16 protein-coding genes are annotated in these 15,228 nt (G+C 43.6%); all 16 read right to left on the bottom strand.

What is annotated here, in order from left to right; genetic code table 11:
• Nucleotides 1-52: 52 nt before the first annotated feature.
• The gene (locus AC4HAO_RS03370) at nt 53-514 is read right to left on the bottom strand and encodes a GNAT family N-acetyltransferase (RefSeq protein ID WP_447453058.1); all 462 of its coding nucleotides are present in this window, start codon (nt 512-514) and stop codon (nt 53-55) included.
• Between the two features lie 85 nt (nt 515-599).
• Nucleotides 600-1,643, bottom strand: a complete 1,044-nt coding sequence (gene pheS / locus AC4HAO_RS03375) for a phenylalanine--tRNA ligase subunit alpha (protein WP_491093031.1) — start codon at nt 1,641-1,643, stop codon at nt 600-602.
• A gap of 603 nt (nt 1,644-2,246) precedes the next feature.
• Nucleotides 2,247-3,095, bottom strand: a complete 849-nt coding sequence (locus AC4HAO_RS03380) for a DNA/RNA non-specific endonuclease (RefSeq protein ID WP_491134590.1) — start codon at nt 3,093-3,095, stop codon at nt 2,247-2,249.
• Between the two features lie 65 nt (nt 3,096-3,160).
• Complete coding sequence (locus AC4HAO_RS03385) at nt 3,161-3,352, bottom strand: DNA-directed RNA polymerase subunit beta (protein WP_491093033.1); 192 nt, start codon at nt 3,350-3,352, stop codon at nt 3,161-3,163.
• Nucleotides 3,352-4,620 (bottom strand): UDP-N-acetylglucosamine 1-carboxyvinyltransferase, encoded by a 1,269-nt coding sequence (murA, locus tag AC4HAO_RS03390; RefSeq protein ID WP_491134592.1) that lies wholly within the window; start codon nt 4,618-4,620, stop codon nt 3,352-3,354. The genes AC4HAO_RS03385 and murA overlap by 1 nt, the downstream gene beginning before the upstream one ends.
• Nucleotides 4,621-4,684: 64 nt before the next feature.
• Nucleotides 4,685-4,921, bottom strand: coding sequence for a DUF1146 family protein (locus AC4HAO_RS03395; protein ID WP_491093034.1), 237 nt, complete (start codon nt 4,919-4,921; stop codon nt 4,685-4,687).
• 311 nt (nt 4,922-5,232) lie between these two features.
• Nucleotides 5,233-5,652 carry a F0F1 ATP synthase subunit epsilon gene (locus AC4HAO_RS03400; protein ID WP_447453049.1) on the bottom strand — a complete coding sequence of 140 codons (420 nt, stop codon included), beginning with the start codon at nt 5,650-5,652 and terminating at the stop codon, nt 5,233-5,235.
• Between the two features lie 12 nt (nt 5,653-5,664).
• A complete protein-coding gene (atpD, locus tag AC4HAO_RS03405; protein ID WP_491093035.1) occupies nt 5,665-7,071 on the bottom strand; it encodes a F0F1 ATP synthase subunit beta in 1,407 nt (468 codons plus the stop codon).
• 112 nt (nt 7,072-7,183) lie between these two features.
• A complete protein-coding gene (locus AC4HAO_RS03410) occupies nt 7,184-8,062 on the bottom strand; it encodes a F0F1 ATP synthase subunit gamma (protein ID WP_491134594.1) in 879 nt (292 codons plus the stop codon).
• Nucleotides 8,063-8,076: 14 nt separating this feature from the next.
• Entirely contained in the window at nt 8,077-9,582 is a 1,506-nt protein-coding gene (gene atpA / locus AC4HAO_RS03415) for a F0F1 ATP synthase subunit alpha (RefSeq protein ID WP_491134595.1), read from the bottom strand.
• Nucleotides 9,583-9,597: 15 nt separating this feature from the next.
• On the bottom strand, nt 9,598-10,134 hold the full coding sequence (locus tag AC4HAO_RS03420) for a F0F1 ATP synthase subunit delta (protein WP_491134596.1): 537 nt from the start codon (nt 10,132-10,134) through the stop codon (nt 9,598-9,600).
• The gene (gene atpF, locus AC4HAO_RS03425) at nt 10,134-10,631 is read right to left on the bottom strand and encodes a F0F1 ATP synthase subunit B (RefSeq protein ID WP_491134597.1); all 498 of its coding nucleotides are present in this window, start codon (nt 10,629-10,631) and stop codon (nt 10,134-10,136) included. Before atpF ends, AC4HAO_RS03420 begins: the two co-directional genes overlap by 1 nt.
• A gap of 20 nt (nt 10,632-10,651) precedes the next feature.
• Entirely contained in the window at nt 10,652-11,356 is a 705-nt protein-coding gene (gene atpB, locus AC4HAO_RS03430) for a F0F1 ATP synthase subunit A (protein WP_491134598.1), read from the bottom strand.
• 22 nt (nt 11,357-11,378) lie between these two features.
• On the bottom strand, nt 11,379-11,591 hold the full coding sequence (locus tag AC4HAO_RS03435; protein ID WP_447453042.1) for a F0F1 ATP synthase subunit C: 213 nt from the start codon (nt 11,589-11,591) through the stop codon (nt 11,379-11,381).
• A gap of 543 nt (nt 11,592-12,134) precedes the next feature.
• A complete protein-coding gene (locus AC4HAO_RS03440; protein WP_491093042.1) occupies nt 12,135-13,151 on the bottom strand; it encodes a diacylglycerol kinase family lipid kinase in 1,017 nt (338 codons plus the stop codon).
• A 9-nt stretch (nt 13,152-13,160) separates the two neighbouring features.
• The gene (ligA, locus tag AC4HAO_RS03445) at nt 13,161-15,119 is read right to left on the bottom strand and encodes an NAD-dependent DNA ligase LigA (protein ID WP_491134599.1); all 1,959 of its coding nucleotides are present in this window, start codon (nt 15,117-15,119) and stop codon (nt 13,161-13,163) included.
• Nucleotides 15,120-15,228 lie beyond the last annotated feature (109 nt).

Here is a 15,228-nt window from a genome sequence, read left to right on the forward strand (position 1 = left end):
CGAGTTCCCCTTTGTCCTTCCAAACTTTTTATCCGCATCCATTTCCTTTCAGTTATTTCAATTTTTTCTTGAGCAGCCAGTCTACATCAACCTTATCCTCTGAAACCGGAAAGGCATGCTGGCTGAATTTTTCAAAACCATACTTGGCATAGAATCTCTGTGCCTTAAAATTCTTTTCCCAAACACCTAACCAGACCCAAGAAGCACCTGATTTTTTTGCCTCTTTCAAGGCAAATTCAAAGAGCATTTTACCGATTCCTAATCCCTGAAACTTTTGCAGGACATAAATCCTTTGGATTTCAAAAGCATCATCCAGTTCTGTCTCAGTCTGAGCAGAGCCCGTATTGGTCTTAAGGAAACCTGCCTTTTGTCCATCAACTTCCGCAAAGGTATAGCTAGATTCTGAGCAGGCAAGTTCTTCCCTTAAACGTTCGAGAGCTAAGGCAGAATCAAAATAAGCCTGCAGCTGCTCCTCAGTATTATCGTGGGCAAAGGTTTCGCGAAAGGTTTGCATAGAGAGTTCTCTCAAGGTGTTAGCCTCGTTTAGGCTAACGGTTTTCAATACAATAGTCAAAACCTTTTCTCCCTTTTACTTAGGCTTATTTAAACTGGGCGGAAAACCGAACATCGCCTTGATAGAAACCACGGATATCATTGATACCGTAACGTAACATAGCAATGCGTTCTTGCCCTAGACCAAAGGCAAAGCCTGAATATTTCTCTGAATCGACACCAGACATTTCAAGGACTCGCGGATGAACCATACCAGCACCTAGGATCTCAATCCAGCCAGTTTTCTTGCAGACATTGCAACCTTGGCCTCCACACTTGAAGCAGGAAACATCTACTTCTACTGATGGTTCAGTAAAAGGGAAATACGATGGTCTCAGACGGATTTTCCGATCTTCACCGAACATTTTTTGGCTAATCAGCTGCAGGGTCCCCTTGAGATCCCCCATCGAGATATTTTCTCCGACAACAAGACCTTCAATCTGATGGAATTGGTGCGAATGAGTAGCATCATCGGTATCGCGTCGAAATACACGCCCCGGTGAAATCATTTTAAGAGGGCCTTGTGAAAAATCATGCTGATCCAAGGTCCGGGCCTGAACTGGACTGGTATGTGTCCGCAGCAAGATATCCTCAGTAATGTAGAAAGTATCTTGCATATCGCGCGCAGGATGGTTCTTAGGCAGATTCATCCGCTCAAAATTGTAGTAGTCACTCTCAACTTCAAACCCATCAACAACTTGAAAGCCCATACCGAGGAAAATATCCTCAATTTCCTCAGATATTTGCGTCAAAATGTGGCGGTTCCCAAGATTAACCTTGCGCCCTGGCAGTGTCACATCCAGTGTTTCTGACTCCAATTGGGCTTGAATCTTAGCAGCCTCAACAATCTTAGCTTGCTCTTCAAAAGCCTGAGTCAAAACATCGCGCACTTCGTTGACTTGCTTACCAATGACTGGACGCATCTCACTTGATAGGTCTTTCAGCCCTTTAAGGAGCTCCGTCAAAGACCCCTTCTTCCCTAAAACAGCAACCCTCAGCTCTTGCAATTCCTTGCTGTGATTGCCATTCATTTCCTTGAGTTTAGCCTTGGTTGAAATTTTTAACTCTTCTAACTCTTTTTGTAAATCCATTACAGGTTTCCTTTCATGATTGATTCAGACCTCTTGAGATGAAAGCGATACTAAAAAACCGCCTGCCTACTACTCCTCTATCAGCGGAGCGTTGACACGCGGTACCATCCGTTTTCATCCAGTATGCTGGACCTTAATTTGATCAAGTCTTTAACGCGAGTGAATTCACAAGGTTTTCCTTTAGTGAACTTCCAGTCAACGATTCACATTCCCTTTAAAGTGCCACCAAGCTACTAGTCTCACAGACCTCTATTCAATTAGCCTTATTCTATCAAAAAAAGCAAAGGCTGACAAGTTAATTTTATCAGCCAGTAAACTCTTGCCAAGCTTTAAACAGAGAGTAGTAGCACCTGATTGCAGGTAAGGCACTCACTTACAAGCATTTGGGGAAGCAAAGGCAATTATTACGATAAAAAAAGGGGATAAAAAAGCAGGCAAAAAGTGAAAAAACAGCGGCAGGTTATTGGGTGCAAGAAAATAATTTCAAAACAGCTAAACTTTTTTCATAGAAGTTAAGCGAATTTCTTAACAGGAACCTTAATATCTATCGTTCTTGATTCTAATCTGGCCATTAGGATTATTAGCATCGCTTATCTTTAAAGGCTACTTGGCCCTCCTTACCTGACCAGTTTTGTAATCCAGTGTTATACCTTCCTGAATATTAGGAATAAAAACATTAAATTCAAGGCTTCCATCATCAGATCTTGCTTCCAAATGACGGCCACTGGCAATCAGATTATCCCCTTCATAAATAAGAGTAACACGGTAGCGAACACGTTTGCGCCGATCTAAGGTCTGACGAATGAGGTTCTCATAATAATTTTGCCCCGTGGAATCTTCACTGTTAGCCTGGTTTGACCAAGCTGTCTGAACGGCAATATTAGCAGGATTACTGGTTGAGGCATCAAAGCCTTTGAGTCTGCCACCCAAAGCGTAGCCGATCAGATGTCCACGATCAATAGCATGATCATATTTACCAGTCAATCCAGTTTGTTGGTGCCAACCAGCTGGTGTCCAATCCGTAGCGCCATTGCCAGTTTCTTGACGGCTGCGATACTGGCGGGTTGATTTGGACAAAAGCGCATTAGCCACTGTAGGCACTGTTTGTCCTTGCACTTGTTTGGTCTGATTATTAACATAGGGGGAACTGGCGACATGGGCATTGAGTTTGGTCCTATTTCCATTGACCACATAAGCACCTGCCCCATTCCACTTTATATCACCACCAAGCTGCTGTTTGACCGATCCAGTCAGGACCCCCTCAGCCAAGCTTTGACTGGGACTATCTGTCTCTTCCTCATCACCTGTTAGAAGGTAAGCAACTTGTTTAAGAGGACTCTTATCAGAAATATTTTCATTGGTTGTCACATAGCCGAGAAACAGTACTATCGCTAAGCTGATAAGGGACAAGAGCGCCTTTTGTTCACGCTTGTTCAATCGTTTTTTCTTCATTTATTTCATCTCTCTAAAAAGGCTCGCTGGCTAATGACCATCGAGTCTTTTACGCTTCTCATTTACTAGCGTCCAGTGAATTTGTCAACCAAGGACTGCCATTTTTCCGGTGACAAAATAGCTAAGGGATTATGACCTTGACCAAGTACGGCATAGCCCAAGATCAAACCTAGAACAAAGACAAACAGGCAGAGGAAAACTACCAGCAAAACCAGACCTAGCTGACGTTTGACATAACCCCAACCTACATTTGACATTAGCCATTCACCCTTTCAATATCAGCACCTAGAGCAGCCAATTTTTCGTGGAATTTATAGTAACCCCGATCTAGATGCGTGAGTTTGCCAACAGTCGTTGTCCCCTTGGCTACCATACCGATGAGAATCAGAGCTGCGCTAGCACGCAAGTCCGTTGACATAACTTGTGCTCCTTGGAGTTCTTCTCCTCCATGGATAATAGCTGTATCGCGCAGAATTTCTGAGTTCAAGCCCATGCGGCGCATTTCTTCAAGATGCTGGAAGCGATTTTCAAAAACCGTCTCAATCATAGTCGACTCACCTGCCACCACAGCCATCAGAGCTGTGAATTGAGCTTGCATGTCTGTCGGAAAACCTGGATGAGGCAGGGTTTTTACGGTGACTGGTTTTAAACGGCTAATATCCGATTTAACGCGAATTCCTCGTGCTTCTTCGATCACCTCGACCCCCATCTCTACCAACTTAGAGATCAAGGGACGATTATGTTCCCACACAGCCGATTTAATCAAGACATCTCCAGAAGTCATAGCAGCTGCAACCATAAAAGTTCCAGCTTCAATACGGTCCTGCACAACATCATGCTCAGTCCCATGAAGCTGTTCTACACCTTTGATTGTAAGAGTTTCTGTCCCTGCTCCTTTGACATTGGCTCCCATTTTATTGAGGAGGATAGCAAGATCGACAATTTCAGGTTCACGGGCTGCATTTTCAATAATTGTCGTCCCTTCAGCTAAAGTGGCAGCCATCATCAAATTTTGAGTAGCACCAACAGAAGGAAAATCCATGTAAATCGTTGTTCCCTGAAGCTTTTCAGCTCTTGCTGTAATATCACCACCAATTTGGCTGATTTTAGCTCCCATAGCTTCTAACCCTTTGAGGTGGAGGTCAATAGGGCGACTGCCGATCGTACAGCCACCCGGCATCGATACCTTAGCGTGGCCATTGCGGGCCAAAATAGGTCCTAGTACAACAATGGAAGCCCGCATCTGGCTGACGTACTCATAGGGGGCTTCATCCAAAAGCTCTCCTCTGGCATCAACTGTGACTTTGTTTTCATCTTCATCAAAGGTCACACCCACATTAAGTCCACGTACTACATTATTCATAGTGTAGACATCTGACAGGATAGGAACATTATGCAGAACTGTCTGACCTTCTGATGGCAGAATAGTCGCTGCTAAAAGGGGCAGAACAGCATTCTTAGCCCCTTCGATCGTTACCTCACCATGCAAGCGTGTTTGTCCGCCTTTGATAATAATTTTATCCATAAGTAATTCTCCAATTTTACCAAGTATTTTTACTATTATATCATAAGATAACCAAAAGTTAACGTTAGTGGATTGTGGTAAAAATCGTTGTACTCAGCGAAATAATGGATAGGAAGAAACTACTGACCAAGTAACCCAGAGCGATCGCTAAAAACATGACAAGTAAGGTGATAGTCCCTAAATTATCAGGGTTAACCTTCAAAAACTTTTCCCAATCTACCAATCTTATTAAGAGTTGATAACTTAAGAGAATAAAAAAGATGTGACAGATAATAGGGATCATTGATTGTAAAATATCCATGCTGTTATTCTATCATGTCCATAGGTAGGAATACAACTGTTAGCTTATAATTTCACCTTTGTAAAAAATCAAAGTTTTCCGAACTGCTCGTTCAGATCCAGAGAGCGATTTGCTTACAAAATTTCCAACAAGAAAACAGGAGAGTGGCGACGTTTATTTGCATACAAGGAAAGCTATCTTTTCTTCAGGAATTAACCCCGAGTTTAATTAACAGATTTTTTGAAAATTTGTCTGTAAAAAAAACTCTAAGCTTTTTAAACTTAGAGTTTGTAATAAGCAGCTTACTTACAGCAGTTGGGATACAAAAGCCGTTATTTATTTCCAACACTGATACGATTAAGGGCACGGCGCAGAGCCACTTGAGCGCGACGAACTTCATCCATTTGATGGGCTTGCTCGGCTAGTTCAAGCTCTTGTTCAGCACGCCGTTTAGCACGTTCAGCACGTGAAATGTCAATATCACGAGCACGCTCGGCCGAATCGGCTACAATGGTAACCATATTGTCCTTGATCTCAAGAATCCCGCCATTAACAGCTACCCAGTCCACATGGTTATCATCATCAACGCGGCGAATTTTCATCTCATGTACAGCCAGCGGAGCAATAGTATTGACATGGTTAGCCAAGATCCCCATCTCACCATCAGTCGTAGTTACCGAGATATAGGTTGCATGGTGGTCATACCGAATGCCATCCGGCGTCACAATTTGCACGGTCATCATTTCGGACATAATTTCACCTCATTAAAAACCCATTTGTTTAGCCTTTGCGACAACATCCTCAATTGGACCAACACTGCGGAAGGCATCCTCAGGTAGATCATCGTATTTTCCTTCAAGAATTTCCTTAAATCCACGAACTGTTTCAGCAACTGGCACATAAGAACCGGGCTGTCCTGTAAACTGTTCAGCAACGTTGAAGTTTTGTGAGAGGAAGAACTGGATCCGACGAGCACGGCCAACAAGGACCTTTTCGTCATCTGACAACTCATCCATACCAAGAATAGCAATAATATCCTGCAATTCGTTATAACGTTGCAGCACACGCTGTACTTCTGTGGCTACTTGGTAGTGTTCCTCACCAACAATTTCCGGAGCAAGGGCTCGTGAACTTGATGCCAGTGGATCTACGGCTGGATAAATCCCCATTTGGGTCAATTTACGTTCCAAGTTGGTTGTTGAATCCAAGTGGGCAAAGGCTGTTGCCGGAGCAGGGTCTGTATAGTCATCAGCAGGTACGTAAATAGCCTGAATGGAAGTAACCGAACCTTTTTTGGTTGAAGTGATTCGCTCCTGCAATTGTCCCATTTCAGTCGCCAAGGTTGGCTGGTATCCAACGGCTGACGGCATCCGTCCGAGGAGGGCTGAAACTTCAGAACCTGCTTGGGTGAAACGAAAGATATTATCAATAAAGAGCAAAACATCTTGGCCTTCCCTATCACGGAAATATTCAGCCAAAGTTAAACCAGTAAGAGCAACACGCATACGCGCTCCAGGTGGTTCATTCATCTGCCCAAAGACCATGGCAGTCTTTTCAATAACGCCTGATTCCTTCATTTCCCAGTAAAGGTCGTTACCCTCACGAGTACGCTCACCAACCCCAGTAAATACCGAAATACCACCGTGTTCTTGAGCGATATTGTGGATCAACTCTTGGATCAGGACAGTCTTACCAACTCCTGCTCCTCCAAAGAGGCCAACCTTACCACCTTTTAGATAAGGGGCAAGTAGGTCAATGACCTTAATCCCTGTTTCCAGAATTTCTGATGAGGTTGATAGTTCATCAAAACTAGGAGCTTTCTTATGGATCGGTTCCCGCTCTGCTTCTTCTGCAAAAGGCTGTTCAAGGTCAATAGTATCGCCAAGAACATTGAAAACTCGGCCCAATGTTTCCTTACCGACTGGTACGCTGATTGGACGCTCAGTATCTAAAACCTCCAGCCCACGCGTAAGCCCATCAGTTGACTCCATAGCAATGGTACGTACAACGCCGTCACCCAATTCAAGAGCAACTTCGAGCACGATTTTTTCTTTTTTATCGCTGTCTTTATAAACGACCAATGCATTATTTATCTCAGGGAGTTTATCATCGGCAGCAAACTTAACGTCGACAACCGGTCCAACAACCTGAGCAATCTTGCCTGAGCTCATTCTAATTTCCTTCCTTGTCATATTTCCCGCAGAGGCCGAGGCAAAACAAGCCAATGACCTAATCACTGCTTATCTTGACCCAACCTTGAGGGTGTCAGCTTATTCAACTATCTTATTCCAGTGCATTTGCCCCCGCTACGATCTCTGTTATTTCTTGAGTAATCGCAGCTTGACGGGCACGGTTGTATTGGATAGTTAAGTCACTGATAACGTTTTTTGAATTATCTGTTGCTGTTTGCATAGCTGTCATACCCGCAGCATGCTCAGCTGTCTTTGCATCAACAATGGCACCGTAAATCAAACTTTCAGTATACTGGGGCAGAAGCTGCTCCAAGATAGCACTGCGATCGGGTTCTAGTTCAAAAGCATTAGCAGCCTCTTCTTCTGATTCATTAGCATCGAGGTCAACAATAGGCAGCATCTGCTCAACACGCACCTGACTGGTTAGACTGTTGATGTGATGGTTATAGCAAACATAGAGTTCATCAAAAAGCTCTTGTTTGTACATTTCAACAGACTGAGAAATGATTTGTGATACCTGATCGAAACTAGGCTGATCTTCTAATCCCCGTAATTCAAAAGCCAAATCAATCCCACGTGCCTTGAAAAAGTCGGCTCCTGTTCCACCGATAGAGATGATCGCATAGTCATCTTTTCCAGCATGGTAATCCTCAATCAAGTCCATGACAGCCTTGAGAATTTTGGCATTATAACCACCAACCAGACCTTTATCAGACGTAATCACAATATAGCCGGTCCGTTTGACAGGACGGGAAGCCAGCATAGGGTTATCGCTGCCATTTGTTAATTCTGCCCGCAGCAAATCTGTGGTGATTTGACGAATCTTAGCAGCGTAGACCTGAAAATCTTTGGCCGCCTGTTCAGATTTAGTCAGTTTAGCGGCTGATACCATCTGCATGGCACTTGTAATCTTACTTGTTTTTTCTGTTGATGTGATTCTTGTTTTAATTTCACTAAGAGATCCGGCCATATATCCATCCCCCTTTATTCAAATGATGATTGATCTTTAAAGGCTTGGATAGCAGCATCGAGTGCTGCTTCGTCAGGGAGATCTTTAGTCGTACGAATAGTTTCAAATATATCGGCATGATGCACATCAAAATAATCATACATAGCCTGTTCAAAAGCTAGGATATCATTGACTGGGACACTATCCAAGAAACCATGCGTCAAAGCATAGAGAATCAGCACCTGCTTCTCAACAGGAAGCGGTTGATGAACCGGCTGTTTAAGTACCTCTACGGTACGGCGGCCACGGTTCAATTTAGCCTGAGTAGCTTCATCCAGATCCGATCCGAACTGAGTGAAAGCTTCCAATTCACGATAAGAAGCCAAGTCAAGACGGAGCGTACCTGCAACCTTTTTCATAGCTTTGATCTGGGCAGACCCCCCAACCCGTGAGACAGATGATCCTGCATCAATGGCTGGACGGATCCCAGAATTGAAGAGATTTTCCTGCAAGAAGATTTGCCCATCAGTAATAGAGATAACATTGGTTGCGATATAGGCGGAGATATCTCCAGCTTGTGTTTCAATGAAGGGGAGGGCCGTGATAGAACCGCCGCCTAGCTCATCTGAAACCTTGGCAGAACGCTCTAAAAGGCGACTATGGAGATAGAAGACATCCCCTGGGTAAGCTTCGCGTCCAGGAGGACGGCGCAAAAGCAAGGAAAGTTCACGATAGGCAACAGCTTGCTTGGAGAGATCATCGTAAACAATTAAGACATGCTGCCCTTTGTACATGAACTCTTCTGCCATTGCAACACCAGCGTAAGGAGCGATATAAACCAAGGGTGATGGTTGCGAGGCAGAGGCCGTCACAACGATGGTATAATCAAGAGCGCCATATTTACGAAGGGTTTCTACCTGATTACGAACTGTTGATTCTTTTTGTCCAATAGCAACATAAATACAGATCATATCCTGATCCTTTTGGTTCAGAATAGCGTCAATCGCTACGGATGTTTTACCAGTTTGACGGTCACCGATGACCAACTCACGTTGACCGCGGCCAATTGGAACGAGGGCATCAATAGCCTTGAGACCTGTCTGCAGAGGTTCAGAAACAGACTTCCGCTGCATAACACCTGGGGCAGGCGTTTCAACAGGACGAGTTGCACTGGTCTTAATATCGCCAAGTCCGTCAACAGGCTGACCTAGCGGGTTAACCACGCGGCCAATCAATTCCGGACCAACTGGAACTTCCATAATTTTACCAGTACGTTTGACAGTGTCACCTTCGGTAATTTCAGAAAAATCACCTAGGATAATGATACCAACATCATTTGACTCAAGGTTTTGAGCCATACCATAGGCACCATTTTGAAATTCGAGCAACTCACCAGCCATGGCATTATCGAGACCGCGAGCGCGGGCAATGCCATCACCGATATAGGTTACTACTCCAGTTTCAGTGACGTCAAAATTTGGCTGGAAGTTTTCAATTTGCTTTTTAATTAAAGCACTAATTTCTTGAGCATTTATGGCCAAAAGTCACACCACTTTCTATTTAAGATTATTTTTTAATTGCTGTAATTGACTGCGGATGCTGGTATCAATAATTTGATTATTGGCTTTTAAAACGAAGCCACCAATGATTGCTTGATCCAGTTCTTGCTTCAATTCTTTGGCTTCAATATCAAACCGCTGTTTGCCCAGTGTAAGCAGACGCTCCTGCTGGCTGTTACTCAGGGGAACAGCCGTTGTTACCGTCAATGGAAATTCTCGCGTTTCTTGACGCAGTTTATCCAGAACAGTCCGAAAAATCGGCTCAATAAGACTTTCACGCCCATTGTTTAGAATAACTGTGAGAAAATTCTTCAGATAAGCAGAGAGTTCTTTCTGCAGCAAACTAATTAAGGCTATCTTATCATCATGAGCAAGCGCGAGACTGGACAGATAAGTACTGAGGTCAGTCTCCTCAAAAACACTCAAACAGGCTGCAAGCTCCGTCTGAATGTCAGAGACTAGATTTTTCTCAAGGGCAAACTGACTTAGGCCCTCAGCATATTGCTCAACGATAGCTTGTGTATTACGATCCATTAGGCATCTCCCAACTGATCAAGATACTGGTCAATCAACTCTGACTGGGCCGAGTGATCCAGATTTTTTGTCATGATTTTTTCTGCCAGCAAGATAGTCAAATCTGCCACGTCTCCCTTCACGTTGGTGAGGGCTTCAGCCTGATTTTGAGCAATATCTTGGTTAGCTTTTTCTTTCAAACGCTCAGCATCAGCACGCGCGTCTGCGATAATTTTGCTACCTTGCGCTTGACCTGTCTCCTTGGCATCATCAATAATTTTAACTGCATCATCTTTAGCAGCACTCAGCTCAGCTTGACGTTTTTGAGCCAAACCTTCTGCTTCCTTACGAGCGCTCTCAGCATCAGCAATATCCTTTTCAATCTTTTCTTGACGCTGCTCGAAAATACTTGTCAATTGTTTCCAAGCAAATTTACGAATCAAGAATATCAATAAAAGGACAGAACCAGTTGTAATAATGATATTCCCAAGCGTCGTGCTATTAATAAGTATAGACATAAGGTTCCTCTCTTTCTTGGTTAATCATTAACTTTACCACCAATGTAATTTGAACTTAGGATGATAAAGACATAGGCTTGAATAAATCCGATAAAGGCTGAAAAAGCCACCCAAATCCCATTGAGTAAGAATGCTAAAGGTCCTAAAAATACCGATATGGTAAACAATTGTAGGATCAGACTAGTTATCACCTCACCAGAATAAATGTTACCAAATAGACGTAGAGCAAGTGAAGCAACATTTGTGAACTGCTCAAGGATATTCATGGGCAGCATGGCTGGATAGGGCTGCAAATAGCCTTTCAAATAGCCTTTGATTCCTTTTTTACGAATCCCCTCAAAGTGGCAAACAAGCGCAATTATTAGAGAAAGAGTAATGGTAACCCCAAAATTCGACGTTGGAGAAGTCCAAAAATTATACTTTTGTGTTTTAATAGCTGTCACCAAACCGATATTATTGGCCGTAAAGACAAAAGTAAAGATAATAAACAGAAAAAAACTGTAATTTTTAGTATATCTCCCCAAGTTTTGAGAAATGGTATTGTTAACAAACTCATACACATACTCAAGAACATTTTGTTTCTTACTTGGCTTCAAAGTCATCTCACGACTAGCCCAAAAGACCAAGAAGAAAATGATGAGAACCGTTAAGAGAGAGACTGCTAAAATGGTCAAATCAAACTCGATACCTAAAAAAGATACGCTTGGATTTTCAGTTGATTCCAAACCTTATCCCTCCTTCTTTTTCTTATAAACCTGCGAATTTCACCAAGAAACTTAGAGCAAAAAGAACGAAGAAGGTCCCTTCGATAAAGGCAACACCAGTAAACATCAAGGTTTGCAATTTACCAAACATTTCTGGTTGGCGAGCTGCAGCTTTGGCGATATTGGCAACAAGAATCCCTTCACCAATTGATACCCCCATAACGGCGAGGCCAAGACCTAAGATTGTTAAACTCATAATAGAATTCTCCTTTAAATTTTTTTACCCACTAATTTTAGTCCTATTTGCTGGGAAAGTCAACGATTTCCTGCAAAATGTAAAGGCTTACTGAAAACTGTTTTACCTATTGCTGACTTTTATAACTGATTGTTCGGAATTTTTAATGATAATTTCTTCTTACACACCTGATGTAGCCTAAGATAAAAACCGAAGCAAGCAAAAAAATCTAGCTCGCCTCGGTTTGGATCAGTCTTTATTTAGAATGAATCGCTATACTCTTCGAAATGTCACGATTCGTCCTTCTACTTATGAGGCCAGCTCTGCTGGTCTCACCTCCTCACCTTAAAAGCTCTCTCAAACCTTTTAAGTTATCCCTGCTTCACCGACAGAAGCTAGGTTTGCCTGACCCTCAGGCTAGGTCATAATTTTGATCCTCACCACTCCATGATTGTAAAGCGGCAGCTCAAAACGCTCTCTTCCCAGAGCGTTTTAGACCATAAAAATGCTACGTCGCTCAGTCTGATTTTTTAAGTATTTGCTTTCGCTCAAATATTGATGAGCCTAATCATCGTCATCACCAAGTTCATCAACCTCGTGTGAGAATTTTTGAGCGATAGCTTCGAGAGCTAACTCTTCTGTATCGAGCTCCAGTGCATCATCAGAAATCTCATCTGCATCAGCATAGAACTCAATATGATTTTTGAGATTTTCCAGAGTAATTGGAGCATCACCACCGTATTCACCGTCTAGGTTAATCATCATACGCTCACTGGTTTGGGGTTCGATGACAATTTTACTCGTCTTAATATACTCAATACGCCGATCCCCGATATGCTTACCACCTTGAAGAAGCTTTCTGACTAAATGAGCAATATCAATCAGGTTGGCCGTCTTAATAATAATCAAGGTAAACATTCCATCATCAAGTTTCGCATCAGGAGCAATCGTTTCAAAACCACCGACTGAATTGGTAATAGCCGCAAAAATCATGGATGCTTCACCATCAAAAACACCCTGATCGTGGGTGATCTTGACAGGAGCCGTCCGAACACGAGGCAGGAGTTCTACCCCTTTTGCCAAATAGGCTAGATAACCAATCATCGTTTTTAGTTGGCTGGGGACACTGTAAGTGAGTTCAGTCAGCGTACCCGCTGCTGCAATATTAACGAAATAGGAATCGCCGTGCGCTTGACCAACATCCATCTGAATGGTTTGATTTTTCCCGATAACCTTGGCTGCTTCGATAGGCTTGCCTCTTGGAATCTTGAGCGCCCGCGCCAAATCATTAGTTGTTCCTGTTGGAATGATTGCCATCTGAGGGCGATTCCCCAACGGAGCAATACCGTTGACAACCTCATTAATAGTCCCGTCTCCTCCTGCCGCAATAACCAAATCAAAACCTGCTTGGGCAGCTCGACTCGCTTCGTTTTTGGCTGAGTCGGGATCTGGAGTCGTTTGAAAGGCAGAGGTCTCAAAGCCAAACCCTTCTAAAATATCCAGTACTTCGCCTACATTTTTTTTCATAATTTCTTGGCCTGATGTTGGATTATAAATCAGGCGTGCACGCTTTTGAGCCATCTTTTTCTCCTATAGGTTAATTAACCACTCTTCGTCCTGGACGGTAATCCCCAGTTCTTGAGCCTTACTCAGTTTAGAACCAGCATCTTCTCCCGCAACAACGATATCTGTTTTTTTAGAAACCGAACCTGTAATCTTGGCACCTAGCGCTTCTAACTTTTCTTTGGCCTGAGTCCGAGTCAGGTCGGTCAACTTGCCAGTTAGTACAATGGTCAAGCCCGATAACTGAGCATCTGCAGCCACTCGCTTACCTAGATAATCAAAGTTCAGTCCAGCTTGATGCAGCTCTGCCATTAGCTGCTGTGCTCCTGCGGTCGCAAAATAATCTTTGAGGGATTGGGCAAGAACCTGCCCCAGACTATCAATGGCAGCAATAGCATCAAAATCTGCCGCTATCAATTCGTCCAAGTTCCCAAAAGTTTCTAGCAATAGACGACTAGCCTTGGCACCGACATGACGAATTCCAAGACCAAAGAGGAGTTTTTCTGCCGAATTATCCTTGGAAGCCACAATTGCTTGATAGAGCTTTTGGGCTGATTTTTCTTTGAACCCTTCTAGATTAAGGAGCTTTTCTGGAGTCAACTGGTAGAGGTCAGCAACGTCTTCAACCAATCCTGCCTCATAGACTTTTTCAATATTTGACGGTCCCAGACCGGTGATATTCATTGCATCACGGCTGGCAAAATGAATCAGCTTTTCTTTAAGTTGAGCTGGGCAGCGTGGATTGACGCAGCGCAGGGCCACTTCATCCTCATAGTGGACCAGCTGACTCTGACAGGACGGACAATGTTCGGGGATTATCATAGGAACTTGGTCTGTTCGCTTATCTGTGACTACATTGAGTACTGCTGGGATGATATCGCCTGCCTTGTAGACCAATACCCTATCGCCGATGCGAATATCCTTATCCGCGATATAATCAACATTATGCAAAGTCGCTCGACTAACTGTTGTTCCGGCCAGCTGCACTGGTGTCAAATTAGCTGTCGGTGTCACAACTCCTGTTCGGCCAACTGTCCAATCAACTGAGAGAAGCTCTGCCTCTTTTTCCTCAGCAGGAAATTTATAAGCAATCGCCCAGCGAGGAGCCTTAACCGTAAAGCCTAACTCCTCCTGCATAGCTAGGCTATTAACCTTAATAACAATACCATCGATGTCGTAAGGTAGATCGTCGCGCTCCGCTTGAACGGTTTGTATAAAATCCCAAACATCCGCTATAGAAGAAGTTACAATACGTCGTTGATTAACAGTGAAGCCTAGCTTTTCAAAGCCCTCTAAAACTGCTTCTTGGGTCGCAAAATTGGTTTCTCCTGCTTCTTGATAGATGAAAGTAGCCAAGTTTCTCTTGGCCACTACAGCTGTGTCCAGCTGCCGCAGGGTACCTGCCGCAGCGTTGCGAGGGTTGGCAAACTCCTCCTGCCCATTTTCTCGCCGTTTGGCATTGATAGCATCAAAAGACACTCTGGGCAAATAGGCTTCTCCCCTTACCGTTATGGTGGAGTTATTAGGTAAGCTCAGGGGAATATCTTTGATGCGTTTGAGATTTTCGGTGATATTTTCACCAACAGTACCATCCCCACGGGTAGCTCCAATGACTAGTTGACCATTGCGGTAGGTCAGGGAAATGGACAGGCCATCAATCTTCAACTCTGCTAGGTAAGAGGCTTGGGGAAATTCTGACTTGATACGGCGGTCAAAATCCTCTAATTCTTCCCGAGAGAAGGCATCCTGTAAAGAAAAAAGAGGATATTCGTGAGTATACTTTTCAAAGCCATCCAAGACCAGACCCCCAACACGGTGGGTAGGGCTATCTGGCTGAACTAAGTCGGGGTAGTGCTCCTCCAAATCAAGCAATTCACGGTAAAGCTTGTCATACTGAGCATCGGAAACGCTAGGCTTGTCTTTGGTATAGTATTCTTTGGCATAGTGGTTTAACTGGGTAACCAACTCTTTGATACGATTTTCCATAATGCTATTATAGCACGAAATGAAGGGAGAATTAAGACAAAAAGCCTTCTAACTCCTCTTTGAAAACCAAAAATACGATCTTGCTGACTCCAGCTTGACATAAGCATTT

The sequence above is a fragment of the Streptococcus sp. ELY_137 genome (genome assembly GCF_058314515.1).

Coding starts and splice junctions, on each gene's coding strand:
- AC4HAO_RS03370 (WP_447453058.1), bottom strand. CDS start 514: ATGCAAACCTTTCGCGAAACCTTTGCCCACGATAATACTGAGGAGCAG.
- AC4HAO_RS03400 (WP_447453049.1), bottom strand. CDS start 5,652: ATGTCCGAAATGATGACCGTGCAAATTGTGACGCCGGATGGCATTCGG.
- AC4HAO_RS03395 (WP_491093034.1), bottom strand. CDS start 4,921: ATGGATATTTTACAATCAATGATCCCTATTATCTGTCACATCTTTTTT.
- ligA (WP_491134599.1), bottom strand. CDS start 15,119: ATGGAAAATCGTATCAAAGAGTTGGTTACCCAGTTAAACCACTATGCC.
- AC4HAO_RS03410 (WP_491134594.1), bottom strand. CDS start 8,062: ATGGCCGGATCTCTTAGTGAAATTAAAACAAGAATCACATCAACAGAA.
- atpF (WP_491134597.1), bottom strand. CDS start 10,631: ATGTCTATACTTATTAATAGCACGACGCTTGGGAATATCATTATTACA.
- atpD (WP_491093035.1), bottom strand. CDS start 7,071: ATGAGCTCAGGCAAGATTGCTCAGGTTGTTGGACCGGTTGTCGACGTT.
- AC4HAO_RS03435 (WP_447453042.1), bottom strand. CDS start 11,591: ATGAGTTTAACAATCTTAGGTCTTGGCCTCGCCGTTATGGGGGTATCA.
- AC4HAO_RS03420 (WP_491134596.1), bottom strand. CDS start 10,134: ATGGATCGTAATACACAAGCTATCGTTGAGCAATATGCTGAGGGCCTA.
- AC4HAO_RS03385 (WP_491093033.1), bottom strand. CDS start 3,352: ATGTCAAATGTAGGTTGGGGTTATGTCAAACGTCAGCTAGGTCTGGTT.
- pheS (WP_491093031.1), bottom strand. CDS start 1,643: ATGGATTTACAAAAAGAGTTAGAAGAGTTAAAAATTTCAACCAAGGCT.
- AC4HAO_RS03440 (WP_491093042.1), bottom strand. CDS start 13,151: ATGGCTCAAAAGCGTGCACGCCTGATTTATAATCCAACATCAGGCCAA.
- AC4HAO_RS03380 (WP_491134590.1), bottom strand. CDS start 3,095: ATGAAGAAAAAACGATTGAACAAGCGTGAACAAAAGGCGCTCTTGTCC.
- murA (WP_491134592.1), bottom strand. CDS start 4,620: ATGGATAAAATTATTATCAAAGGCGGACAAACACGCTTGCATGGTGAG.